This window comes from Algirhabdus cladophorae (assembly GCF_044772865.1).
GTDB lineage: Bacteria > Pseudomonadota > Alphaproteobacteria > Rhodobacterales > Rhodobacteraceae > Algirhabdus > Algirhabdus cladophorae.
In genome coordinates this window covers 1,463,059-1,484,863 of the sequence record NZ_CP173029.1, presented here as the reverse complement: position 1 = coordinate 1,484,863, position 21,805 = coordinate 1,463,059, and the positions used below count along the sequence as shown (strand labels likewise).

The following is a 21,805-nucleotide window of genomic DNA, read 5'->3' as shown; positions in this document are numbered from 1 at the left end:
TAAGTCCCCGAAACTGGGAATATTTCGGGTTTAGCCCAAGGCCTGTAGGGCGGGGAATTGTTCGTTCAGCCACAGCGAAAAGTCAGTGAACTTGCCTGTCAGCATCATCAAGCCAACGGTCCACAACAAAAGGCCCATAATCCGTTCGATCTGTTCCATATGCCGCTTCATCCAGCCCATAACGCCGGTGAGGCTGGGAAAGAACGCAGCGACCAGCAGAAACGGGATGCCTAGGCCAATCGCGTAGACGGCCAAAAGGGTCGTGCCCCGTGCCACATCCGCCTCGGACGCGGCCAGCGATAGGATCGCGCCCAGTTGCGGACCAATACACGGCGTCCAGCCAAATGCGAAAGCAAGGCCAAGGACATAGGCGCCGAAGGCGCTACCGCCCTGATCCCCCGCATCCAAACGCATTTCACGGTCCATAAAACCGATGCGGTACACACCGACAAAATGCGCCCCAAAGATCATGATAATTACGCCTGAGGCGATCACAAACCAATCTTGATTGCGCAGGAAAAAACCGCCCAACATTGAGGCCGTAAAGCCAAGCAGCAAGAATACCGTGCTAAGGCCAAGGACAAAGAACATCGCAGTGCCAAGGGCCTTTTTGCGGGCCGCACGTGTCTCGGACATATCGCCCATGCTGACACCACCCATATAGGCCAGATACGGCGGCACAATGGGCAGCACGCAGGGCGACAGAAACGACAAGATCCCTGCCACAAGGGCAATGAACAAGGCCGGTGCGAGAGACGCGTCAATGATCGACAGTTCAAACATATCACCTGCCTAGACCAGCCCGCAGCGCAGGTCACGCCTGAATGATGTCGCAACCCGTCACAAGTTTGTGGACAAATTGTAACATCCGCCCTACCTCACCGCCATGACACACGCAGATACACTCGATGCCACAGGGCTTTTGTGCCCCTTGCCCGTACTAAAGGCGCGCAAACGATTGCTGGCACTTAAGACGGGGCAAACCCTGCTTATGCAGGCCGATGATCCTGCAGCCATCGTTGACGTGCCACATTTTTGTAATGAATCTGGGTACGATCTGGTCAGTCAATCAGACGAGGCTGGCGTACTGACCTTTGTGATCCGCAAAACCTAACGAAAAAAGGCACCGGAACGATCCGATGCCTTTTGATCAGGTTTATTTACCCAACGACCACCAACCACGTCGTTTCGGCTTGGACGGTTCATCGGTTTTGACCTCGGCCACAGGCTCGGGCGTCGGAGCCTGCGTAGGTTCGGGCGCTGGGGCTACTGCGACCTCGGCTACAGCTGCTGCGGCAACAGCCTCAACTGGGGCTTCAACTGGGGCCTCAACCGTTTCTTTGGCCTTTGCCGTCGTTTTGGCTTTGGTCGTCTTAGGCTTGGCCGCGGCCTTGGTTGCCGCGGATTTTGGCTCGGTGGTCTTGGCTGTTGTCTTTGTCGACGCAGCCTTGGTGGTTTTCGGTTTTGCCGTGCTGGCCTTCGCCGTGGTTTTCTTAGCAGGTGACGCCTTTGCTTTGGTCGCAGGTTTCGCTTCTGCGTCTATTGCTTGTGCATCCCCTTCAGGGGCTTCGGCACCAGCCGCATCAGTCCCCCCCTCAGGGGCCTCTTCGACCGCTGCAGCGGCTTTCGATTTCGCCGTGCTGCGGCTGCGCGTGGATTTCGGCTTGGGCGCGGGTGCCGGGTCGTCTTGCGCGGCCTCTGCAACCGGTTCAGCATCCGTTTTGGCCTCGGCTTTAACGTCAGAAGCCGCTTCAGATGGTGCCTCGGCCACAGGTTGCTCGCCTGCAGTGTCTGCCTCAGCCGATACAGCGCCATCTTGACCCTCTTGCGCCCCATAAGCGGTAGAGCTGCCAGAAGACCGGCGACGCCGACGCCGACGGCGCTTTTTCTTGGGTGGCGCGCCCTCTTCACCCTCAACCGGGGCTGCATCTGCGGTCTCGGCAGCGGGCAGATTGTCCTCTGCATCCTCAGGCGCGTCCACATAGTCGTCCATCATGTTTGGATCAACGGACACGACAGGCGTTGCAGGCTTGGCAATCACGCGGGTCGCTGTTTTGAACTTTTCGATGCTGAAATCAGGGCTAATCAGGCTGAAATCGGCCTCAATCCGTACGGACAGGCCGTAACGGGCTTCAATCTGCAACACATGATCGCGCTTTTCATTGATCAGATAGTTGGCAATGGCAACGGGTGCCTTGACCAGAACCTCTTTCGAGCGGCCGCGCACGCCTTCTTCTTCCAACTGGCGAATGATCGACAGCGCAAGGTTATCGTCAGACCGCAACAGACCGGTCCCGTGGCAATGAGGGCAAGGCTGCGTTGTGGCTTCGATCATACCGGGGCGCAAACGCTGGCGCGACATTTCCATCAGGCCAAAGCCACTGATCCGACCCACTTGGATGCGCGCACGATCTGTCTTGAGCTTGTCCTTCATCCGCTTTTCAACGGAGGAGTTGTTGCGGCGTTCGTCCATATCGATAAAATCGATCACGATCAAACCTGCCAGATCGCGCAACCGCAACTGACGCGCCACTTCTTCGGCAGCTTCAAGGTTGGTCTTGAGCGCAGTCTCTTCGATGCTGCCCTCTTTGGTCGCACGGCCCGAGTTCACATCGACTGCAACCAAGGCTTCGGTGGTGTCGATGACAATGTAGCCACCGGACTTCAACTGAACCGTTGGATTGAACATGCCCGACAGATAGCTTTCGACCTGATAGCGCGCGAACAGCGGCAATTGATCCACATAGCGTTTCACATTGCGCGCATGAGACGGCATGATCATTTTCATAAAGTCTTTGGCAATACGGTACCCGTCTTCGCCTTCGACCAAAATCTCGTCAATCTCGCGGTTGTAAAGATCGCGGATCGAGCGTTTGATCAGATCGCCTTCCTCATAGATCTTGGCAGGTGCCACTGATTTCAGGGTCAACTCGCGGATCTGCTCCCAAAGGCGCAACAGGTATTCGTAATCGCGTTTAATCTCGGTCTTGGTACGTTTCGCACCGGCCGTCCGAACGATCAGACCTGCACCATCTGGCACATCAATTTCGTTCGCTATCTCTTTGAGTTTCTTACGGTCTGCAGCATTTGTGATCTTGCGACTGATGCCACCACCACGGGCCGTATTTGGCATCAAAACGCAATAGCGACCTGCCAGTGACAGGTAAGTCGTCAGAGCAGCGCCTTTGTTGCCGCGTTCTTCTTTGACAACTTGGACCAAAAGGATCTGACGGACTTTGACCACTTCTTGGATCTTGTAGCGACGTGGGCGTGGTTTGCGCACGGGGCGCACATCTTCGCTGTCGTCTTCTTCTGCTACAGATTCAATCCCGTCATCAATTGGTGCATCGTCTTCGTCTGCATCCAATTCTGCAGTGTCGTCTGCGACATCCTCCGAAACATCTTCGTCAGCGCTGGGGGTCTCGACCGGTGTCTCACCGACCAATTCCATAGGCGAGCTGCCTTCAACACCCTCTGCCTCGTCTAGATCGATGGTTTCCATGCCCGAAGGCGCATCTGGATCAACCTCTTTGTTGACTTCCGCATCTTTGACTGTGGCGGCTGCCTTGCTTGACGAGCGACGGGTGCGTTTCGGCTTGGGCTTGTCTTCCTCTGCGCGCTGCGCTTCGGCATAGGCGCGTTCTTCGGCCATCAAGGCCTCACGGTCAGCAACCGGGATTTGATAGTAGTCGGGATGAATTTCCGAAAAGGCCAAAAAGCCGTGGCGATTGCCGCCGTAGTCTACAAAAGCGGCCTGTAGCGAGGGTTCAACCCGCGTGACTTTTGCCAAATATATGTTGCCAGCTAGCTGGCGTTTATTCTCTGATTCAAAGTCGAATTCTTCAACCTTGTTTCCATCAACCACCACAACGCGCGTTTCCTCGGCGTGGGTGGCATCGATAAGCATTTTCTTAGCCATGTTTTCCGTTCACTCACAGCCTCAACCCAGCCTGCACGGGGTGAACCCGGCGGCGCAGTCTTGCTGTGATGTCTGATAAAGGCGGTTGACGCGCAGTGGCTGTCGGGGCGTGAAAGCCCAAATCTTTGCCTGTTCGTAGCTGCGCGTTTCATCGCGTTTCTTCTCCGACAGCCTTGGGCTGTCCGTTTTATACCCCAACTTATAGCGATTGAGGCGGTTACTCTGGGCCGAGGCCCTAATCGGTCTGTTTGGTGGGCCAACTTGGGTTGGTCATCCGTCCAAACAGCGAAACTTTTCGTCGAAGACCTGTGCCTCCGCCCTTTTATAGTAAGGCCAGTCACATAAGGATTACAATGGGCAATCGGTTGAGTTGGCCTAAAATCGCATACATCCACAGGTTGAGCATTGATTTTTATCCACAATCCAGTGTGCCGAAACTGCAAATTCTTTCCACATGTCACTGATCTGGGCCTTCTTGGTCTAGGCGGGTCACACAGTCAGATCGAAATTTGCTGAACGACTGTGGTCCAACACAGCGCGCGCGTTGACCAGATCGTTTTGGTGCGCTCGGCGCAAAGCCTGTTCCGGCGAAAAACCATAATCGCGCCACCGCTGGATCAACCGAGCCTCGAGCACCTCAAACGATACATCCAGAAAAATCGAAGCGTCCCAAAATCGCGCAAGACCATTCCACGGTGGCTGATCATAAAGCAAATAGTTGCCTTCAACCAAAACCGTTTCGTGATGGGCATGGATCGCGCCCCCATCTGGAACAGTGCAATCCCCTGCCCGATCAAAGGTCGGAAAGGCGGCACCTTGAGGCAACTGCGCCGCCTCTAACACATGGGTCAGTCCGGCTACATCAAAGGTCTCTGGGGCGCCTTTGCGTTCAAACAGGCCATGGTGCTTTAAATCATCATTGCCGCGGTGAAACCCGTCCATAGGCAACACGCAACTGCGCGGTATCTTTTCGCATAGCGTCTGGGCCAATGTGGATTTACCACTGCCTGGCGCACCCACGATGGCCACCAAACGGCGCTTTTGAGGTATCGGGATCGCCAGAATGGCACCCACAACAGCATCGGGAGTGTGCAATCGCAAAGACCTAGGACCTACCCAAGGTAGTCAGAGCGCTGCAAACTATATTTTGCCATCTTCTCGTTCAAGGTCCGGCGCGGCAGGCATAACTCATCCATTACCCCAACGATGCTGCCCTTGTGACGGCGCATTGTGTTGTCGATCAGCATCCGCTCAAAGGCTTCAACATATTCCTTGAGCGGTTTGCCTTCCGTGGTCATCACAGGCTGCACGTCTTCCGCGTCCGCCATCAACAGCGACGTGATGCTGCCCGAACCGCGCCGGTTTTGCAGCACAGCGCGTTCCGCAATGTTGATCAGCTGACGTACGTTTCCGGGCCAAGGGGCCTGCAGCAATTGTGCGGCCTCCTGTGCACTGACCTTGGGCGCATCACAGCCATATTCATCGGCAAACTGTTCTGACAAACGGGTAAACAGGGTCAGAATATCCTCGCCCCGTTGGCGCAGGGGCGGCACAGTCATGCGCAAGGCAGCAAGACGATAGAACAGGTCAGACCGCAGCACATCTTCGCAAGTGCGCCCCTGTTCTTGCAAGTTACAGATGGCAATGATGCGGGTCTCGGCTGGCGTGCCTTGCTCATTGAGCACCTGCAGCAAGCGCGCCTGAACCGGTTCCGGCAGGCTTTCGATATCTTCCAAAACCAACGTGCCACCGCGGCCTTCTTCGATCGCGGGCAATGGTCCGTCGTCTTGGGCCGGACCAAAGAGGCGGCGCATCAAATCATCCTCGCCGTAGGCCGCACAACTGACCAGTACAAAACGCTTGGACGCGCGCGCGCCCACGGCATGCAGCGCGTGCGCCACAAGGGTCTTGCCCGTGCCCGTCTCGCCCTCAATCAGCACATGCCCATCGGCCTGCCCCAAATCCAGCACATCTTCCTTGAGCCGTTCCATCACCGGGGAGGCACCGATCAGCTTTTTGATAATCGCGGCCCCATCGGACAGTTCCCGGCGCAAAGCCCGATTGTCCAACGTCAGCCGCCGCGCCTGGGTGGCCTTCTTGGCAAGCTGGGTCATACGGTCCGGGTTGAACGGCTTTTCCAGAAAATCATAAGCGCCCACGCGCATCGCCTCGACCGCCATAGGCACATCGCCGTGGCCCGTGATCATGATTACAGGCAAGGCGGAATCAACACTCATCAATCGCTTGAGAAACTGCATGCCATCCATGCCCGGCATTTTGATATCGCTGACCACAACACCGGGGTAATCATTGGCGAGGCCCTTGAGTGCATCTTCGGCGCTGCTGAAGGTTTCGGTTTCATACCCGGACAAGGCCAGCCATTGGCTGATCGATTGCCGCATATCTTTTTCATCATCTACAATCGCGATTTTCATCGGTTTTACCATGATGTTGTCTTTCCTACTCGGCCGCGTTTGCGGGATTGTTCGGGCGCGCTGACGCCTGTTGGTCTTGGGCCAAAGGCAATTGCACTTCGAACACCGCCCCACCCGTGGCGGCATTGCGTGCGGTCAATCGCCCGCCCAAGTCGTTGACGATGCCGGATGAAATGGCAAGGCCAAGGCCCACCCCGTCACCGGGTTGCTTGGTTGTATAAAACGGCTCAAAGAGCGCATCCAGGTCTTCGATCCCCTGCCCATTGTCACGCACAGCAAGTACCGCTGTGTCGCCTTGGCTGAGCAGGATATCGATGCTCGGATCATCGCCCCCAAGGGTCGCATCCAACGCATTGCGCAACAGGTTGATGATCACTTGTTCAAGGCGCAAGCGGTCGGCCAGCACGATCACAGGATCCCGCGGCAAAACACGATTGATCTTGACCTGCCGTTGCTTGAGTTGCGGTTCCATAATGGCAAGGCCCGCTGTGACCGCATCCCTTATATCTATGGGCTCAAAGCTATCGCCAGCCTTGCGCGCATAGGATTTCAATTGGCGGGTGATCGCCCCCATGCGTTCGATCAGATCATCGATGCGCTGGAACGAACTGAGCGCCTCGTCGGGGCGAGCGCGTTGCAACAAAAGTCGCGCGCCTGCCAGATAGGTTTTCATCGCTGCCAGCGGTTGGTTCAACTCGTGACTAACCGCCGCTGACATCTCGCCGAGGGCTGCCAGTTTGGACGATTGGGCAAGGGTCTGTTCAGCCATATCGAGGTTCTTTTCGACCCTCTCGCGCTCGGCGATTTCCTGCTGCAGCCGCGTGTTCAACAGGCGAAGCTCTGCCGATTCCCGCTCAAACCCTAAGGCGCGCTGCGTGGCCTGACGGGTCAGCACATAAAACCCCAAAGCCAGCAAAATCGCGAATCCCATAATCTCGAGCGCCAGCACGCCGTTGACCCGCTCGCGGATCGAGGCATAGGTTGTAAAGCTGGTGATTTGCCAGCCTTGGAACAACAACCGGCTGCTTTCACGCATCACCGCCTCGCCGCGCAAATAGGCATCCGCTGGCAAGGCGGTCCAATCGGCTGTCGCCTGCAAGGCCCGCGTGATCGCAGAAGGTGCCGAGCGCACACTGAGCGCCTCTTCTTCGGGCAAGCCGCGCCACGTGTTTTCGGTGGCCAAAATGATGGTGCCTTCGGAATTGGTCACAAAAACCGCGTCAGAAATACCAGCCCAACTGCGCTCAAACTTGGCCAAGTTCACCTCGACTACGACGACCCCTAAGACCTCGCCACCTGACCCGATCCGCCGCGAATAGGTGAACTGATAGCCGCCGACCTCGCGGGCCTGTACCGTAAAGACTGTCTCGTTGGAGCGCAGTGCGTCGACGAAATAGCTGCTCTGGCGATAGTTGGTGCCCAGTAGATTTCGGTCTGTCACCGCAACGGCGCGCCCATCTTTGTCCAACAAAATAAGAGAGGCCGCGCCGATCTCATCCACAAACGACAGCAAACGCTGGGTGGTTTGCGTATAGTCCGACGAATTGAGCGCCCCGATTAATGCAGGATCGCGCGCCAAAAGTTGCGGCACGATGGAATTGCGCTGCAGTTCCGACAATAGATTGCCACTATACAGCGCAAGCCGCAGTTCCGCTCGGGTCCGTGTGTTTTCTGTGAACCGTTCGCCCAAAAACTTGTTGGTATAGGTGACAACACCCACAGCAATCATCAAGAACAGCGCCAGTCCCAATCGCAGTTGCCAAGGGGTTTTACTGGACATCGGATGTCGCGAGACAGGGTTCGAAGGCGGTGTGGCAGCCATGGGACGACCCTAATCGCAACCCGGCCCCATGCCAAGTCAGGCGCCGACCAAAACCCCTGCCAATGCGCGGAACATCGCCGCGCCATCGGTGCCGCCGTGTCCTTCGTCAATCGCGCGTTCGGGATGGGGCATCATCCCCAAGACCCGGCGGTTTTCCGACAGAATGCCCGCGATATCGCGCGCAGCCCCGTTGGGGTTGTCCGTGTAAGTAAAGGCAATCCGGTCTTGGGCCGCCAATTGATCAAGCTCAGCCTCTGAGGCTACGTAGTTGCCATCGTGATGGGCAATTGGAACGCCCAATACGTCGCCTGCATTGTAGCCCGAGGTGAAATCACTGGCCGATGTTTCGACCTTTAAACCAGCGGTTTTGCAGACAAATTTCAAGCCAGCATTGCGCATCAAAGCACCGGGCAACAAGCCCGTCTCGGTCAGCACCTGAAAGCCGTTACAAACCCCCAAGGCATAGCCCCCACGCTCGACATGGGCCACAACAGCCTTGCAAATCGGCGACTGGGCGGCGATGGCACCGCAGCGCAGGTAATCGCCAAAGGAAAAACCACCCGGGATCGCGACCAGATCAACGTTGTCCGGCAGGCTTGCGTCCTTGTGCCAAACCACGCTGACATTGGCACCTGCTTGGCGCAGCGCCACGGCCATATCCCGATCGCAATTGGATCCAGGGAATTGGAGGACAGCGGCGCGCATGACTACAGCACCTCGACGGAATAGGATTCGATCACTGTGTTGGCCAGCAGCTTTTCGCACATGGCCGCGACCGCCTCATGGGCCTTGGCGCTGTCTGTTTCAGCCAGATCCAGTTCGATCACTTTGCCCTGACGGACGCCTTCGACCCCATCAAAGCCCAAAGTCCCCAATGCGTGGCGCACGGCCTCGCCCTGTGGGTCCAAAACACCGTTTTTCAGCATTACGTGCACGCGGGCTTTCATTGGCTCGGATCCTTTAGTTGATCAATGTTGGTTTTGTCATGGGGGTGGCGTTGGTAGGCATAACCCCCAAACGCCGCGCGACCTCGGTATAGGCGTCAGTCAGGCTGCCCAGATCGCGGCGGAATACGTCTTTGTCCAGCTTCTGGTTGGTCTCGATATCCCACAAGCGACAGCTGTCCGGGCTGATCTCATCGGCCACAATCAAACGCATAAACTCGTTTTCCCAAACGCGCCCAATCTCGATTTTAAAATCGATCAGCTTGATGCCGACACCGTACATCACGCCAGACATGTAGTCGTTAACCCGCAAAGCCAGTGCAATCATGTCGTCCAGATCCTGTTGCGAGGCCCAGCCAAAAGCGATGATATATTCCTCTGGCACCAACGGATCGCCCAGACTGTCGTCTTTGTAGCTGAATTCCACGATAGGGCGCGGCAGTTGAGTGCCCTCTTCCATGCCCAATCGTTTGGCCATCGTACCAGCAGCATAGTTGCGCACGATCACTTCCAACGGGATAATTTCAACCTGTCGTATCAATTGCTCGCGCATGTTGATCCGTTTCAGAAAATGCGTCGGCACACCGATTTGATTGAGGCCAGTCATAAAGAATTCACACAGACGGTTGTTCAACACGCCTTTACCTTCGATCACGTCCTTTTTCTCGGCGTTGAAGGCAGTAGCATCGTCTTTGAAATACTGTACGAATGTGCCTGGCTCAGGACCTTCATAGAGGATTTTGGCTTTGCCTTCGTAGACCAGTTTGCGACGCGCCATGGCTGCAGACCCCTTTGCAGATGTGTGAGGGTGGCGGTGAGTCCATCCAACGTTGAGGTCTCTTACGCCATGCGGGTGATCGGGGCAAGTTGTCAACAAAACCGGAGGCCAAGACTTGAAGCGGCAGGCCTAACCAACCACATCTAACCCGTGCTATTTCAATCCAAAGGAGCCTCCTTATGTCCAGCTTTGATGACCGCCAAAACGCCTTTGAAACCAAATTTGCCCATGACGCTGAAATGCAATTCAAGGCCGAAGCGCGTCGCAATAAACTGCTTGGGCTTTGGGCCGCAAGTATCATGGGGAAATCCGGCGATGACGCCGCCCAATACGCTAAAGACGTGATCAAAGCCGATTTTCAGGAGGCCGGCGACGACGATGTCTTGCGCAAAGTCGCAGGTGATTTGGGCGAGAAAGTAAGCCTAGACGACATCCGCGCAAAGATGACAGAATTCTTGGCCGAGGCCAAAGCGCAATTGATGGAAGAACTATAGTCCGGCGCCTCTAAAGGGCTTGCAAACTATGTCGCATTTTACGCAATCACGGGGTTTGTTAAGGGTTTAAAAAGCCGCACACTCTAGTCTGATGGTCGGTGGACATGGGAGACAATTATGAAGGCGGCACGCCTGATCATAAATCGTGGGTGGGCCCTAGCGCGACCAGCTTTGATTTTGGCGGGCTTTTTTGTCGTGATGGCAATTCTGGGCCGCAAGGTGTCGGATGTGGATTGGCCTGATGTGTTTGGGGCCATCGCTGCCCTGCCCGTGCATGTTTGGATCACCGCAAGCTTTACCACATTGATCAGCTTTTTGGCGTTGGGACGGTACGACGTTCTGGTGCACCGCATGTTGGGCACCCCTGCTAGCGCCAAAACCGCTATGACATCGGGCATGTGCGGCATTGCTTTGGGTCAGGTTTTGGGATTTGGCATGGTCACTGGCGCGATTGTGCGTTGGCGCATGCTGCCGGGTCTCAAATTTACGAAAGTGGCCGCTGTGGCAGGCCTTGCAGGGGTATCTTTCCTTGCGGCTTGGGCCGTTCTGGTGGGTATTGTGTTAATTGTCAGCCCATTATCGCAAGCCCCCAATCTGGGCTTTTGGATCCTCGGCGCCTGTACTGCCGGTTTTGCGGTCTACATCGCGGCCTCCTTGCGATTGCCGCCCGCTGTGGCTGCAAAACTGCCCAGTTTATCCGTGTGCGGCGCGTTTTTATTTTGGGCTTTGATCGATACAGCGGCAGCCGCAGCAACCCTTTATGTGCTGTTGCCCGCCGGGGTTGAAATCAGTTGGACCATGGTTTTTGCAGCCTACCTGATTGCATTAGGGGCAGGCCTTATCTCAAATACGCCTGGCGGTGTCGGCGCGTTTGAGCTAGCCCTTTTGACCCTGCTACCGAGTATTGGCGCCGAACCTCTTTTGGCCGCGATATTTGCGTTCCGCATCATCTACTACGCCGTGCCAGCCATAGTCGCTGTGATCTTGTTGGCGAAACCGCCGCGTCCTATTTGGCACAATGACGTCAGCACATTGGAACGCCATCCGCATTTGGTTACAACTCTGACGGCGCAAACCGTCCAAGCCGAGGCGGGTCTGATCCATCAAGGGCAACTCAACTACCTCAGCCACAGCCAGACACCGCGGCGGGCAAAATGGTTGGCAGCCACACTGGCCCACCATACCGTAGCAATCGGAAAACCTCTGGATCCAGAGGCCGTCGGGGCCATCGACTTGCTGGAAAAGACCGCACAGCTGCGCCACAAATCCCCTGTATTTTATAAAGCCAACGGCCGGTTGGCAGCCAAACTGCGCAGGCGTGGGTATGTTTGCCGCGCGATCAGTGCTGAGGCCGTAATCACGCCACAAAGCTTTGCCATCGAAGGATCGCAACACCGCCAATTGCGCCGCTTGTTGCGCAAAGCGGATGAGGTGACAACCAAAGTCCTGCCCCCCTATGGCGACCTTCCTGTAGCCCAAATGCAAGATGTGGCGCGGACATGGTCCAGCGCAAAACCGGAATTTGGCCTTTCCATGGGGCGGTTTTGTCCCAACTATCTGGCCGCACAACAGATCGCCCTTGCCTACCAAGGCGACAAATTTCTGGGCTTTGTCAGCTTTCACAGTGCAGCACACGAATGGACCCTCGATTTGGTGCGCGTTCTGCCTGATGCCCCAGCAGGGACGGCCCACAAACTGGTTATTGCAGCATTGGAACAGGCAAAAACAGCGGGCATCACCCGGTTGTCCTTGGCGGCAGCACCCCTTGCAGCAAGGCACGCGACTGGCCCGCTGGATCGTCTTGTGCAACGCTTTGAAAATCCGGGCCTCAGACGCTTCAAATCCAGCTTTAATCCCAAATGGGAGCCACAATATCTGGCCGCACAAAGCCGATTTCAATTAGTTCTCGCAGGGTTCTGTTTGTGGCACCAGATTACAAAACCAGCCTCTTTGCCAAAACCATCCGCAGCAAAAAACCAAAGCGCAACTCATAATCAAGATGAGAATTATGAATTTGCTTTGATTAAGCAAAGCTGACACATCCTGCCTTTTATCACAAAGGCGCGTCCCGATGGCATCATCTCAAAACCCTTTGGCGAACCTATTGGCATCGCGTGACTGGCTTCTGGCAGATGGCGCCACAGGCACCGCCCTGTTCAATATGGGCCTGACATCCGGCGATGCGCCCGAACTGTGGAACGTTGATCAACCCGACAAGATCAAAGCGCTGTACCAAGGATCTGTGAATGCAGGATCTGACCTATTTTTGACAAACAGTTTTGGCGGTAACGCCTCGCGCCTGAAGTTGCACGATGCGCAAGCCCGTGTTTTCGAACTGAACAAAGCCGCAGCCGAGATTGGACGCGATGTGGCGGACGCATCTGGACGGCAAGTGATCGTCGCAGGCTCGGTCGGGCCGACTGGCGACATCATGGAACCTATGGGCACCCTGACCTACGCCAGCGCGGTCGAGATGTTTCACGAACAGGCCGAGGGTCTAAAAGCAGGCGGCGCAGATGTGCTATGGGTCGAAACCATCAGCGCGCCCGAGGAATTCAAAGCCGCTGCTGAAGGCTTTGCTTTGGCGGGCATGGCGTGGTGCGGCACAATGAGCTTTGACACCGCCGGACGCACGATGATGGGCACAACATCCACGAAAATGGTAAAAATGGTCGACAAATTGGCGCATCCTCCGCTGGCTTTCGGCGCCAATTGCGGCGTTGGGGCCTCGGATCTGCTACGCACGATCCTTGGGTTTTCGGCGCTTTCTCCAGCACTTCCTTTGGTGGCAAAAGGCAATGCGGGTATCCCCAAATATGTAGAGGGACACATCCATTATGACGGCACACCGGACCTAATGGCCGACTACGCAACTCTGGCGCGCGACAGTGGTGCGACGATCATTGGCGGTTGCTGCGGCACGACCCCGCAACACCTTGAAAAGATGCGCGACGCCCTTGAAAATCGCCCCAAAGGACCACGCCCACAACTCGAAGATATCAGCGCGGCCTTAGGTGGGTTTTCATCCGCCAGCGACGGCACAGATGATGCTGCGCCGCAACAACGGATCACCCGCAGACGCAAGCGCGGCTAAGCTGCGCCAAAACGTCGCCATTGTTCGTGCGCATGTCGCAAAATAGCCAGCCCAAATGGCGCATTTTCGGCAATCCTGCATGCAGCGGTGTGCCAACCTGCCACCCAAACTTTTGCAATAGGTGACGCTTATGTCAGACGAAGACGATATCATCCTGTCCGAACTCAACGACGAAGACCTCGTCGCGCAGATGTTTGACGACCTCTATGATGGTCTCAAAGAAGAGATTGAAGAGGCCGTCGACATTCTCTTGGCACGGGACTGGGCGCCCTACCGCATCTTGACCGAGGCATTGGTCGGCGGCATGACCATCGTGGGCAACGACTTCCGTGACGGGATCTTGTTTGTCCCAGAAGTGCTGCTGGCGGCAAATGCCATGAAAGGCGGCATGGCGATTTTGAAGCCTTTGCTGGCTGAAACCGGTGCCCCACGCGTTGGCAAAATGGTGATCGGCACGGTCAAAGGCGACATCCATGACATCGGCAAAAACCTTGTTGGAATGATGATGGAAGGCGCTGGTTTCGAAATTGTTGATCTTGGTATCAACAACGCTGTCGAGGCCTATCTGGAGGCCCTTGAGGCAGAAGAACCAGACATTCTGGGCATGTCAGCCCTGCTGACCACAACCATGCCCTATATGAAGGTCGTCATCGACACGCTGGTCGAAAAAGGCATTCGCGATGACTACACCGTCTTGGTCGGTGGTGCGCCACTGAACGAAGAGTTTGGCAAAGCCATCGGTGCAGACGCCTATTGCCGCGACGCTGCCGTGGCCGTTGAAACCGCCAAAGAATTCATGGCCCGCAAACACAATCAAGTGGCCGCTGGCTAGGTCGTATTCGGCGACCCCTTTGACAAACCCGAGGGCCGTGCACAGATGTGTAGGGCCCTTTTCATTTTCGCCGAGACAACAAATATGCCCTTTACCCGATTTACCCTCTTGATCTGCTACGTCCTTGTGGCCGCTGGCATCACGGTGTTTCTAGCGGCACAGCTGGCCCCGCAAGGACAGGCACAAGGCACGGTCCAATTGCTGCTGCCCCTCGCCTTGATCGCCGCAATCGTCATCCGCGCCCTCCATTTGCGACTGGCGCGCAGGAAACCTGATCAAAAATGATAGCGGACGGCGAGCTGACCACAAAAGGCCTCAGCGCCAAATCTGGCGGGCGGGTGTTGCTGCTGGCCTGCGGGGCATTGGCCCATGAAATACTTGCGATCAAGCGCAACAATGCCTTGTCACACCTTGATCTGACTTGCCTGCCCGCGATTTTACACAATCATCCCGAACGCATACCCGACGCGGTAGAACAAGCGGTTGTTGAAAACCGCGACAGCTATGACGATATTTTTGTCGTCTACGCGGACTGTGGCACTGGAGGATTACTTCAGGCAAAATGTGCCGAACTTGGCGTGCAGATGGTGAAAGGCCCGCATTGCTATTCGTTTTTCGAGGGCAATGACCGCTTTGACGATCTGAAAGACACCGAATTTACAGCCTTTTACCTCACTGATTTTCTGGTCAAACAATTTGACAGCTTTGTCACCAAACCCATGGGGTTGGACCGCCATCCAGAACTGCGGGATATGTATTTTGGCAACTATGAAAAACTGGTCTACCAAGCCCAAACCGATGATCCCGACCTGACCAAGAAAGCAAAGGCTTGCGCCGAAAAACTTGGGCTAAGGTTCGAGCGTCGCTACACTGGTTATGGTGATCTGGAACCAGTTCTAAAGGGCCTCTAGCCCCCTTAACCTGCCTCTGCTGCCGCCACTGTTTGGATACGCTCGACCATGGCGCGTAAACCGTTTGATCGCTGCGCGGACAAATGATCGTTGAGACCCAAGCGCCCCAATTCCGCGGGCGCATCGACTTGTGTGACCTCTTTGACCGACAGCCCACTGTAAAGCGCGTGCAATACCGCAATAAGGCCACGCACAATCATCGCATCACTTTCGCCTTCGAAATCAAACACCGCATCTGGACCGCTACCATCAATTTGCGGTCGGATCCAAACCTGACTTGCGCAGCCATCGACCTTGGTGGCGGGCACTTTGAATGCATCGTCCAACGCGGCCATAGACTTACCCATGTCAATCACCGTCCGATAGCGATCTTCCCAATCATCCAAAAACTCAAAGGTTTCTGCAATTTCTTCGAATGCATCCGATGCCATGCTCTGCGGTCCTCAGTGTCTGTTGCCTACCGGATGTAGGCCGAAGCCCTGCAAAGGTCCAGCCAGTGTCGAAGTGCTTTTCAACGGGGGCCGAATGGGCTAGCACTAAGGTCATAAAAAGAGGGGCCAATATGAGAGCACATCGTATCGCAGCAGTTGTAGGTTTGGTGATCCTGACAGGGTGCGGTGGCGCGCGCGAGAGCCGCTTAAACCCAATCAATTGGTTTACCGGCGAACGGGTCGAGACCCTCGTCCCCCGCGAGCTGAACGAATTTGACGACAACCGCCCTCGGGTGGCCCAGATTATGTCGCTACGAGCGGAACAATCTGCAGGCGGCGCGATTGTCACCGCTGTGGGCCTGCCCCAGGCCCAAGGATTTTATGAGGCCGAACTGGTGCCTGTTCCCTCGGAACGCGCCGATGTTTTGGATCTGGAATTCCGAATTGTCCCACCGCGCAGCGCAGTACGCCAAGGCACCCAAGCGTCGCGCGAAGTTGTGGTTGCATCGTTTTTGACATCACAGGATCTGGCTGGGATCACAACTATTCGGGTGCTGGGTACGCAAAATGCACGGTCCGTGCGCCGTTAAAGGCGGATAATTTCGACTTTTTCACCCTTAGCAGTCAGGGCGATTTTTCCCTCGCACAATTGCAATGCGTCGTTGCCAAAAACCTCGGCGCGCCAGCCACTTAGGGCTACTACATCCCGCAGGCCCCCTGCGATGGCATCCAAATCCGCAGAGGTGGCCAGCAGCTTTTGCGCCACTCCCGATTCGTCGGCTTTGGCTTTGACCAAGACCCGCAAAAGGTCGGCGAGTGCTGGGTTCACCTGCAACTTGTCACGGCTGGTATCGGGTTTGGGCAAACTGTCCCCGTGCGCGTTGAGACCTTCTTGGATGGCTGCCAAAATGCCTTCGGCCACATCCCCTTTGCGCGCTTCGCGCAACAGCAATCGCGAGCGGCCAAGATCCTGCATCGATTTAGGTTTGGTCGACGCCAACTCCATCAATGCATCGTCCTTGTAGACCCGGTTGCGGGGAATATTGCGCTCTTGGGCGTAGCCCTCGCGAAACTTTGCAAGCTCGCGTACGATGGCCAAAAACCGGGGCGAGTTCGTGCGGGTTTTAATCCGTTTATAGGCCTCTGCCGGCTCGATAATGTAGGTCTCTGGCGCCAAGAGAACTTTAAGTTCTTCCTTTACCCAACTGGTTCTATTTGTTTTTTCAATTTCCTTGGACAAATATTTGTAAATATCTCGCAAGTGCGTAACATCCGCCAAGGCGTAGTTTTTCTGGGCGTCTGTCAGGGGCCTACGGGACCAATCTGTAAAGCGCGATGATTTATCAACGCTGGCTTTGGCGATTTTGCGCACCAATGTCTCATAGCCTGCCTGCTCGCCAAACCCGCACACCATCGCGGCCACCTGCGTGTCGAACAGCGGGTCCGGGAACACCTGCGCATCCACAAAGAAAATCTCGAGATCCTGACGGGCGGCGTGAAATACCTTGACCACTGACCTGTCGCGAAACAGATCATAAAGCGGTTCAAGCGACAGGCCCTCGGCCAGCGGATCCACCAGAACCGCATCGGTTTCACCATCGCCCTCATAAGCCATCTGGATCAGGCACAATTTGGAATAATACGTCCGCTCGCGCAGAAACTCAGTATCCAAGGTGACAAAGGGGTGCTGGCGCGCGGCGATACAGAACTCGGTCAATTCTTGCGTCGTTGTAAGCGTTCTCATTCAGCAATTGCCCATATTTTGACCGAAGTTAATCGTAGCTACCCCATATGGAATCAAAAGCCCAGACGTAGCGGGGTTTTGTCCCCTTGCGCAAACCGGCGCAGGACCTGTGGGTATAGCGCATGTTCTTGAACCAGTACCTTAGCGGCAAGGGTTTGGGCCGTGTCATTTGCAGCGACATCTACCTTGGCCTGCCCCAAAATGGGCCCATCATCCAGCGCAGCGGTGACTTCATGGACTGTGCAGCCATGCACCACGTCGCCTGCATCCAATGCACGCTGATGGGTGTGCAAGCCCTTGTATTTTGGCAATAAAGACGGGTGAATATTCAGCATTCGACCGGCATAGACATCGATAAAATAGGGCGTCAACACACGCATAAATCCGGCCAGACACACGATATCAGGGCGATAGCTGTCCAACACTTTGCACAGCTCAGCCTCAAAGGCCTCGCGGTTGTCGCCGAACGGGCGGTGATCTACCGCTGCTGTTGCAATCCCCATTGCGGCGGCTTTTTGCAAGCCACCTGCCTGCGCGTCATTCGACAGAGCCAGCACAGGCTTGGCTGGGTGATCCCCCTGCATCGACTGCGCAAGGGCCACCATATTGGACCCGCCCCCTGACAGAAAGATTGCAACCCGTTTGGTCACACAAGCGCCCCAGTGTAGCGCACGCCTTCGCCGGATGTCACAGTACCCAAAGGCACAACCACTTCGCCGGCAGCTTGCAAAACTTGGGTCAATGCCGCAGCGCGGTCCGCAGCCACAACCAGCACCATGCCAATCCCTGAATTGAATGTCTTGAGCATTTCAGCCTCAGATATGCCTGCGGTTTGCGACAACCATTTGAACACTGGCGGCAATTCCCATGCGTTCAGGTTAATATCAGCGCCAAGCCCCTCAGGCATCACACGCGGCAGGTTTTCTGTCAGGCCGCCACCGGTAATATGGGCCAAACCGTGTACGCCACCGGCGCGGATCGCCTCCAGCGCCTGTTTGACATAAAGCCGCGTGGGCGCCAGCAGAGCCTCGCCCAAAGATCCATCCCCAAACGGGCTGCCATCGGCCCAGTCCAGACCGGATTGCGCCACTACGGCCCGCACTAAGGAATAGCCGTTGGAATGCACACCGTTGCTGGTCAGCCCCAAGACCACGTCACCTTCGACCACGCCATCCGGCAGAGCGGTGCCGCGTTCCATCGCACCCACCGCAAATCCAGCCAGATCAAAATCGCCTTCGCTGTACATGCCGGGCATCTCGGCGGTTTCACCCCCGATCAATGCGCATCCAGAGGCCTCGCAGCCCGCGGCGATCCCATTGATGATGGCTGTCGCCTGATCCAGTTCCAACTTGCCCGTGGCAAAGTAGTCCAGAAAAAACAGCGGCTCGGCCCCTTGGCAGATCAGGTCGTTGACACACATGGCCACCAGATCGATGCCAATCGTGTCGACCAGACCTGTGTCAATCGCGATGCGCAGCTTGGTGCCCACCCCGTCTGTAGCCGCGACCAAAATCGGATCGGTATAGCCTGCCGCCTTAAGATCAAAGAGCCCACCAAAGCCCCCTAGCCCCGCCATAACACCGGACCGGTTTGTCCGCTTGGCCGCGGGTTTAATACGGTCGATCAGCGCATTGCCAGCATCGATATCCACCCCTGCATCGGCATAGGTCAATCCGTTCTTTTTGTCGCTCATGGCAGCCCCCATCACTTGCTTGCGCCTCGCCTACCGCAGACAGTGATTTTCTGCAACGGGCTTTGAGGTCTTGACCCCCTTGGTCGGTCTGATAGCACGGTCAGTGCTGGGGGCCTGTAGCTCAGTTGGTTAGAGCAGTCCGCTCATAACGGATTGGTCGCAGGTTCAAGTCCTGCCGGGCCTACCAGCGGTTTCGAGTTTTTTGAGGATGCGTTTTGGGAAACCTGCGATGGGCTATCGGCCCAGTTCCAAATCCGCCATTAGACCGCCCAACCGCTCACTTTGACCCAGCCGCAATGTACCACCATGACTGCGTGCGATGTCGTTGGTGATGGCCAGACCTAACCCGACACCAGAACCTGCGTTTTGATTGCGCGACGCCTCAAGGCGCGTGAAGGGTTTCACAGCCTCAATCCGGTCTTGGGGTGAAATCCCGGGTCCATCATCCTCAACACGGATCCGAACGGATTTTTCCATGACCCAAACGCTGACTTGGGCCGAGGTGCCATAGCGCAACGCGTTGCCAATCAAATTTTCAACAGCCCGGCGCACGGCCCCTGCCCGCACTGTGATTTGGGTCGTCTCAACAGGCTCCATAAGTTGCACTTTGGCACCGTGCCGCTGCGTATCCTCAACGATCTCGGTCACAAATTCCCCCAGCGCGATGACCTCTTCTTCATCGATGGCATCCGCGCGGGCAAAATTCAAAAATTCGTCCAGCATGCGTTGCATGTCTTCCACATCCCGCAACATGTCAGCGGCAACGCTTTCATCCAGCATCGATAGTTCAAGTCGCAACCGGGTCAAAGGGGTGCGCAGGTCGTGACTGACCCCAGACAGCATTAGCGTGCGCTGCTCGATGTGCCGCTCGATCCGGTTACGCATATCGATAAAGCTGTGCCCCGCTTCACGTACCTCGGTGGCACCAGAGGGCCTATAGGGCACCCGCTGGCCCGTTCCAAATGCCGTGGCCGCACGGGCCAATCGTTTGATCGGGCGCAGTTGGTTGCGCAAAAAGATGATAGCGATCACCGACATGAGGATCGAAATAAAAACCGTTAGAACAAGCAATTGATGCGGGTTGCTTGCGGATATACGGCGGCGGGCAAAACTGACCTCCCACATCCCGTGACGCGAATTCAGCGACACAATCGCCGAACGATTACGCCCCTTTAGATCCACCCCGACCACCTGCAAGGGGCTGGCATGCAAGGCAGAAATCACCGTGATCCCGGTGAAATCATACCAAAGCCGCGCGTCAATAACAGGCGTATCTGTCCTGCGCACACCGAGGCCCAAGGGGGCGCCGACCTGTGTGGCAATGCTCGCGGCCGCTTGGCGATCAGGCGCCTTTTCAATCTCGCCTGCCACATATCCCAATTCAAAGACCATGTTGCGCGTCATCTGTTCGGTCACACCGGAAAAATGCCGTTGCACAAACACAATCGACACCGCAAGCTGCAACACAACTACGGGCAGCAACAGGATCAACGCAGCCCGCCCATAAAGCGACCGCGGCATGTAATTTTTGAGCCACTCAAAATCCATGAGACACCGTAGCGCCGCACAAGATCGGAAGAAACCCACGAATGACCGCACTGGATTTTAATCCCGACATTGGCCTCACTTACCGTTTGGACACCGATCTACGTCGCCTGACGGCCCCAAATCCGTCGCCCATGACGTTTCGCGGCACCAACACCTATCTTTTGGGGCGCAATTACGTGGCCGTAATCGATCCAGGCCCTGATATCGAAAGCCATTTCTTGGCAATTTTGTCTGAACTGGAACCCGGGCAAAGGATTTCGCATATTTTGGTCACCCACAGTCATTTGGACCATTCGCCGCTGGCCGCACGCCTGTCCCAACACACGGGCGCGCAGATCTACGGCTTTGGTCCCTCTGGCGCCGGGCAAAGCGCGATAATGAGAAAGCTGGGAACAGCGGGAAACCTCGGCGGTGGCGAGGGATCGGATCCGAATTTCAAACCAGATGTATTGGTGGCCGATGGGGATATAATCACCGGATCCGACTGGCAGTTGCAAGCCCTGTGGACACCGGGACATTTTGGCAATCATCTGTGTTTTGCGGATCCCAAACGGATGTTTTGCGGCGACCATGTGATGGGATGGGCCACGTCGCTCGTCTCGCCCCCAGATGGGGATTTGACTCAATTCATGGCCTCCAGTGCGCGATTGCAGGACCACCCCGCATCGATCTATTACCCCGGTCACGGCGCGCCAATTGAAAACCCGCAAGAGCGATTGCAATGGCTAATCGACCACCGCCAGACGCGCGAGGCCGAAATCATCAAAGCCCTGCAAGATGGCCCAAAGACCGTTGGCGCTATCACGGCCCAAGTCTATCAAGACACGCCAAAACACTTGCATTCCTTGGCCGCACGTAATGTGTTGGCCCATCTGATCGACCTTGTGCAACGCACCAAAGCCCGCTCTGTTGGCCCATTAAGCGCAGAGGCCGAATTCCAACTTATTGACTAACCCACGCCACAGAAAAAGTTTTTCCAAAAGCCTCTGGACGGCGGTTTTGCCTATTGCTATAGGGCGTTCATGGTCCGGCGTAGCTCAGCGGTAGAGCAGTTGACTGTTAATCAATTGGTCGTAGGTTCGATCCCTACCGCCGGAGCCAATTACCCTAAAGCCTTAGCAAGAAATTGCTGAGGCTTTTGTGTTTCAATCCGATGCCTA

22 protein-coding genes and 2 tRNA genes are annotated in these 21,805 nt (G+C 56.0%); 11 read left to right on the top strand and 13 right to left on the bottom strand.

The genetic code is table 11. The annotated features are described in order from the left end of the window. Positions 1–30: 30 nt before the first annotated feature. A complete protein-coding gene (locus ACIRQ6_RS07200) occupies positions 31–783 on the bottom strand; it encodes a cytochrome c biogenesis CcdA family protein (RefSeq protein ID WP_420863450.1) in 753 nt (250 codons plus the stop codon). 103 nt (positions 784–886) lie between these two features. On the opposite strand from ACIRQ6_RS07200, the gene ACIRQ6_RS07195 reads away from it, so the two are divergent. After that, positions 887–1,114 carry a sulfurtransferase TusA family protein gene (locus ACIRQ6_RS07195; protein WP_420863449.1) on the top strand — a complete coding sequence of 76 codons (228 nt, stop codon included), beginning with the start codon at positions 887–889 and terminating at the stop codon, positions 1,112–1,114. A gap of 42 nt (positions 1,115–1,156) precedes the next feature. Here ACIRQ6_RS07195 and ACIRQ6_RS07190 read toward each other — a convergent pair whose 3' ends face one another. The 7 genes from ACIRQ6_RS07190 to purC all read right to left on the bottom strand — a co-directional run bounded on the left by ACIRQ6_RS07190 (position 1,157) and on the right by purC (position 9,898). Continuing rightward, positions 1,157–3,919 (bottom strand): Rne/Rng family ribonuclease, encoded by a 2,763-nt coding sequence (locus tag ACIRQ6_RS07190; protein ID WP_420863448.1) that lies wholly within the window; start codon positions 3,917–3,919, stop codon positions 1,157–1,159. A gap of 489 nt (positions 3,920–4,408) precedes the next feature. Beyond that, a complete protein-coding gene (locus ACIRQ6_RS07185) occupies positions 4,409–5,014 on the bottom strand; it encodes a hypothetical protein (RefSeq protein ID WP_420863447.1) in 606 nt (201 codons plus the stop codon). A gap of 17 nt (positions 5,015–5,031) precedes the next feature. Next, positions 5,032–6,366 carry a sigma-54-dependent transcriptional regulator gene (locus ACIRQ6_RS07180; RefSeq protein WP_420863446.1) on the bottom strand — a complete coding sequence of 445 codons (1,335 nt, stop codon included), beginning with the start codon at positions 6,364–6,366 and terminating at the stop codon, positions 5,032–5,034. Between the two features lie 13 nt (positions 6,367–6,379). Next, on the bottom strand, positions 6,380–8,176 hold the full coding sequence (locus ACIRQ6_RS07175) for an ATP-binding protein (protein WP_420863445.1): 1,797 nt from the start codon (positions 8,174–8,176) through the stop codon (positions 6,380–6,382). Between the two features lie 36 nt (positions 8,177–8,212). Next, complete coding sequence (gene purQ / locus ACIRQ6_RS07170; protein WP_420863444.1) at positions 8,213–8,881, bottom strand: phosphoribosylformylglycinamidine synthase subunit PurQ; 669 nt, start codon at positions 8,879–8,881, stop codon at positions 8,213–8,215. A 2-nt stretch (positions 8,882–8,883) separates the two neighbouring features. Then, complete coding sequence (purS, locus tag ACIRQ6_RS07165; protein ID WP_420863443.1) at positions 8,884–9,123, bottom strand: phosphoribosylformylglycinamidine synthase subunit PurS; 240 nt, start codon at positions 9,121–9,123, stop codon at positions 8,884–8,886. 13 nt (positions 9,124–9,136) lie between these two features. After that, positions 9,137–9,898 (bottom strand): phosphoribosylaminoimidazolesuccinocarboxamide synthase, encoded by a 762-nt coding sequence (purC, locus tag ACIRQ6_RS07160; RefSeq protein WP_420863442.1) that lies wholly within the window; start codon positions 9,896–9,898, stop codon positions 9,137–9,139. 179 nt (positions 9,899–10,077) lie between these two features. Here purC and ACIRQ6_RS07155 point away from each other — a divergent pair, with 179 nt between their 5' ends. From ACIRQ6_RS07155 to ACIRQ6_RS07130, 6 genes are all read left to right on the top strand, one after another. Then, complete coding sequence (locus ACIRQ6_RS07155) at positions 10,078–10,392, top strand: DUF1476 domain-containing protein (RefSeq protein WP_420863441.1); 315 nt, start codon at positions 10,078–10,080, stop codon at positions 10,390–10,392. A gap of 117 nt (positions 10,393–10,509) precedes the next feature. After that, positions 10,510–12,429, top strand: a complete 1,920-nt coding sequence (locus tag ACIRQ6_RS07150) for a phosphatidylglycerol lysyltransferase domain-containing protein (protein WP_420863440.1) — start codon at positions 10,510–10,512, stop codon at positions 12,427–12,429. A 34-nt stretch (positions 12,430–12,463) separates the two neighbouring features. Then, on the top strand, positions 12,464–13,486 hold the full coding sequence (gene bmt / locus ACIRQ6_RS07145) for a betaine--homocysteine S-methyltransferase (protein WP_420863439.1): 1,023 nt from the start codon (positions 12,464–12,466) through the stop codon (positions 13,484–13,486). Between the two features lie 130 nt (positions 13,487–13,616). Beyond that, entirely contained in the window at positions 13,617–14,318 is a 702-nt protein-coding gene (locus ACIRQ6_RS07140; RefSeq protein WP_420863438.1) for a corrinoid protein, read from the top strand. A gap of 45 nt (positions 14,319–14,363) precedes the next feature. Next, entirely contained in the window at positions 14,364–14,603 is a 240-nt protein-coding gene (locus ACIRQ6_RS07135) for a hypothetical protein (protein WP_420863437.1), read from the top strand. Beyond that, the gene (locus ACIRQ6_RS07130; RefSeq protein ID WP_420863436.1) at positions 14,600–15,229 is read left to right on the top strand and encodes a DUF1638 domain-containing protein; all 630 of its coding nucleotides are present in this window, start codon (positions 14,600–14,602) and stop codon (positions 15,227–15,229) included. Before ACIRQ6_RS07135 ends, ACIRQ6_RS07130 begins: the two co-directional genes overlap by 4 nt. Positions 15,230–15,234: 5 nt before the next feature. On the opposite strand, the gene ACIRQ6_RS07125 is transcribed toward ACIRQ6_RS07130, so the two are convergent. Further along, a complete protein-coding gene (locus ACIRQ6_RS07125) occupies positions 15,235–15,660 on the bottom strand; it encodes a SufE family protein (RefSeq protein ID WP_420863435.1) in 426 nt (141 codons plus the stop codon). Between the two features lie 131 nt (positions 15,661–15,791). Between ACIRQ6_RS07125 and ACIRQ6_RS07120 the strand changes: the two genes are divergently transcribed. Then, entirely contained in the window at positions 15,792–16,250 is a 459-nt protein-coding gene (locus tag ACIRQ6_RS07120; RefSeq protein ID WP_420863434.1) for a hypothetical protein, read from the top strand. Here ACIRQ6_RS07120 and rnd read toward each other — a convergent pair. Genes rnd through purM form a run of 3 tightly spaced genes read right to left on the bottom strand, consistent with a single transcriptional unit; the run spans position 16,247 to position 19,097 of the window. Then, positions 16,247–17,404 (bottom strand): ribonuclease D, encoded by a 1,158-nt coding sequence (gene rnd / locus ACIRQ6_RS07115; protein WP_420863433.1) that lies wholly within the window; start codon positions 17,402–17,404, stop codon positions 16,247–16,249. The two genes, ACIRQ6_RS07120 and rnd, sit on opposite strands and share 4 nt — an antisense overlap. A gap of 53 nt (positions 17,405–17,457) precedes the next feature. Next, positions 17,458–18,054, bottom strand: coding sequence for a phosphoribosylglycinamide formyltransferase (gene purN, locus ACIRQ6_RS07110; RefSeq protein WP_420863432.1), 597 nt, complete (start codon positions 18,052–18,054; stop codon positions 17,458–17,460). Next, complete coding sequence (purM, locus tag ACIRQ6_RS07105; protein ID WP_420863431.1) at positions 18,051–19,097, bottom strand: phosphoribosylformylglycinamidine cyclo-ligase; 1,047 nt, start codon at positions 19,095–19,097, stop codon at positions 18,051–18,053. The genes purN and purM overlap by 4 nt, the downstream gene beginning before the upstream one ends. A 110-nt stretch (positions 19,098–19,207) precedes the next feature. Here purM and ACIRQ6_RS07100 point away from each other — a divergent pair. Beyond that, positions 19,208–19,284 (top strand) — tRNA-Ile (locus tag ACIRQ6_RS07100). 47 nt (positions 19,285–19,331) lie between these two features. On the opposite strand, the gene ACIRQ6_RS07095 is transcribed toward ACIRQ6_RS07100, so the two are convergent. Then, the gene (locus ACIRQ6_RS07095; RefSeq protein ID WP_420863430.1) at positions 19,332–20,645 is read right to left on the bottom strand and encodes an ATP-binding protein; all 1,314 of its coding nucleotides are present in this window, start codon (positions 20,643–20,645) and stop codon (positions 19,332–19,334) included. A 41-nt stretch (positions 20,646–20,686) separates the two neighbouring features. Here ACIRQ6_RS07095 and ACIRQ6_RS07090 point away from each other — a divergent pair, with 41 nt between their 5' ends. Next, positions 20,687–21,598, top strand: a complete 912-nt coding sequence (locus ACIRQ6_RS07090) for an MBL fold metallo-hydrolase (RefSeq protein WP_420863429.1) — start codon at positions 20,687–20,689, stop codon at positions 21,596–21,598. A gap of 73 nt (positions 21,599–21,671) precedes the next feature. Then, positions 21,672–21,746 (top strand) — tRNA-Asn (locus ACIRQ6_RS07085). The last annotated feature ends 59 nt before the right edge of the window (positions 21,747–21,805 follow it).

Bases quoted from the DNA above. Each gene is read 5' to 3' on its own strand.
- ACIRQ6_RS07200 (WP_420863450.1), bottom strand. From the start codon at position 783: ATGTTTGAACTGTCGATCATTGACGCGTCTCTCGCACCGGCCTTGTTC.
- ACIRQ6_RS07195 (WP_420863449.1), top strand. From the start codon at position 887: ATGACACACGCAGATACACTCGATGCCACAGGGCTTTTGTGCCCCTTG.
- ACIRQ6_RS07190 (WP_420863448.1), bottom strand. From the start codon at position 3,919: ATGGCTAAGAAAATGCTTATCGATGCCACCCACGCCGAGGAAACGCGC.
- ACIRQ6_RS07180 (WP_420863446.1), bottom strand. From the start codon at position 6,366: ATGGTAAAACCGATGAAAATCGCGATTGTAGATGATGAAAAAGATATG.
- ACIRQ6_RS07175 (WP_420863445.1), bottom strand. From the start codon at position 8,176: ATGGCTGCCACACCGCCTTCGAACCCTGTCTCGCGACATCCGATGTCC.
- purQ (WP_420863444.1), bottom strand. From the start codon at position 8,881: ATGCGCGCCGCTGTCCTCCAATTCCCTGGATCCAATTGCGATCGGGAT.
- purS (WP_420863443.1), bottom strand. From the start codon at position 9,123: ATGAAAGCCCGCGTGCACGTAATGCTGAAAAACGGTGTTTTGGACCCA.
- purC (WP_420863442.1), bottom strand. From the start codon at position 9,898: ATGGCGCGTCGCAAACTGGTCTACGAAGGCAAAGCCAAAATCCTCTAT.
- ACIRQ6_RS07155 (WP_420863441.1), top strand. From the start codon at position 10,078: ATGTCCAGCTTTGATGACCGCCAAAACGCCTTTGAAACCAAATTTGCC.
- ACIRQ6_RS07150 (WP_420863440.1), top strand. From the start codon at position 10,510: ATGAAGGCGGCACGCCTGATCATAAATCGTGGGTGGGCCCTAGCGCGA.
- bmt (WP_420863439.1), top strand. From the start codon at position 12,464: ATGGCATCATCTCAAAACCCTTTGGCGAACCTATTGGCATCGCGTGAC.
- ACIRQ6_RS07140 (WP_420863438.1), top strand. From the start codon at position 13,617: ATGTCAGACGAAGACGATATCATCCTGTCCGAACTCAACGACGAAGAC.
- ACIRQ6_RS07135 (WP_420863437.1), top strand. From the start codon at position 14,364: ATGTGTAGGGCCCTTTTCATTTTCGCCGAGACAACAAATATGCCCTTT.
- ACIRQ6_RS07130 (WP_420863436.1), top strand. From the start codon at position 14,600: ATGATAGCGGACGGCGAGCTGACCACAAAAGGCCTCAGCGCCAAATCT.
- ACIRQ6_RS07125 (WP_420863435.1), bottom strand. From the start codon at position 15,660: ATGGCATCGGATGCATTCGAAGAAATTGCAGAAACCTTTGAGTTTTTG.
- ACIRQ6_RS07120 (WP_420863434.1), top strand. From the start codon at position 15,792: ATGAGAGCACATCGTATCGCAGCAGTTGTAGGTTTGGTGATCCTGACA.
- rnd (WP_420863433.1), bottom strand. From the start codon at position 17,404: ATGAGAACGCTTACAACGACGCAAGAATTGACCGAGTTCTGTATCGCC.
- purM (WP_420863431.1), bottom strand. From the start codon at position 19,097: ATGAGCGACAAAAAGAACGGATTGACCTATGCCGATGCAGGGGTGGAT.
- ACIRQ6_RS07095 (WP_420863430.1), bottom strand. From the start codon at position 20,645: ATGGATTTTGAGTGGCTCAAAAATTACATGCCGCGGTCGCTTTATGGG.
- ACIRQ6_RS07090 (WP_420863429.1), top strand. From the start codon at position 20,687: ATGACCGCACTGGATTTTAATCCCGACATTGGCCTCACTTACCGTTTG.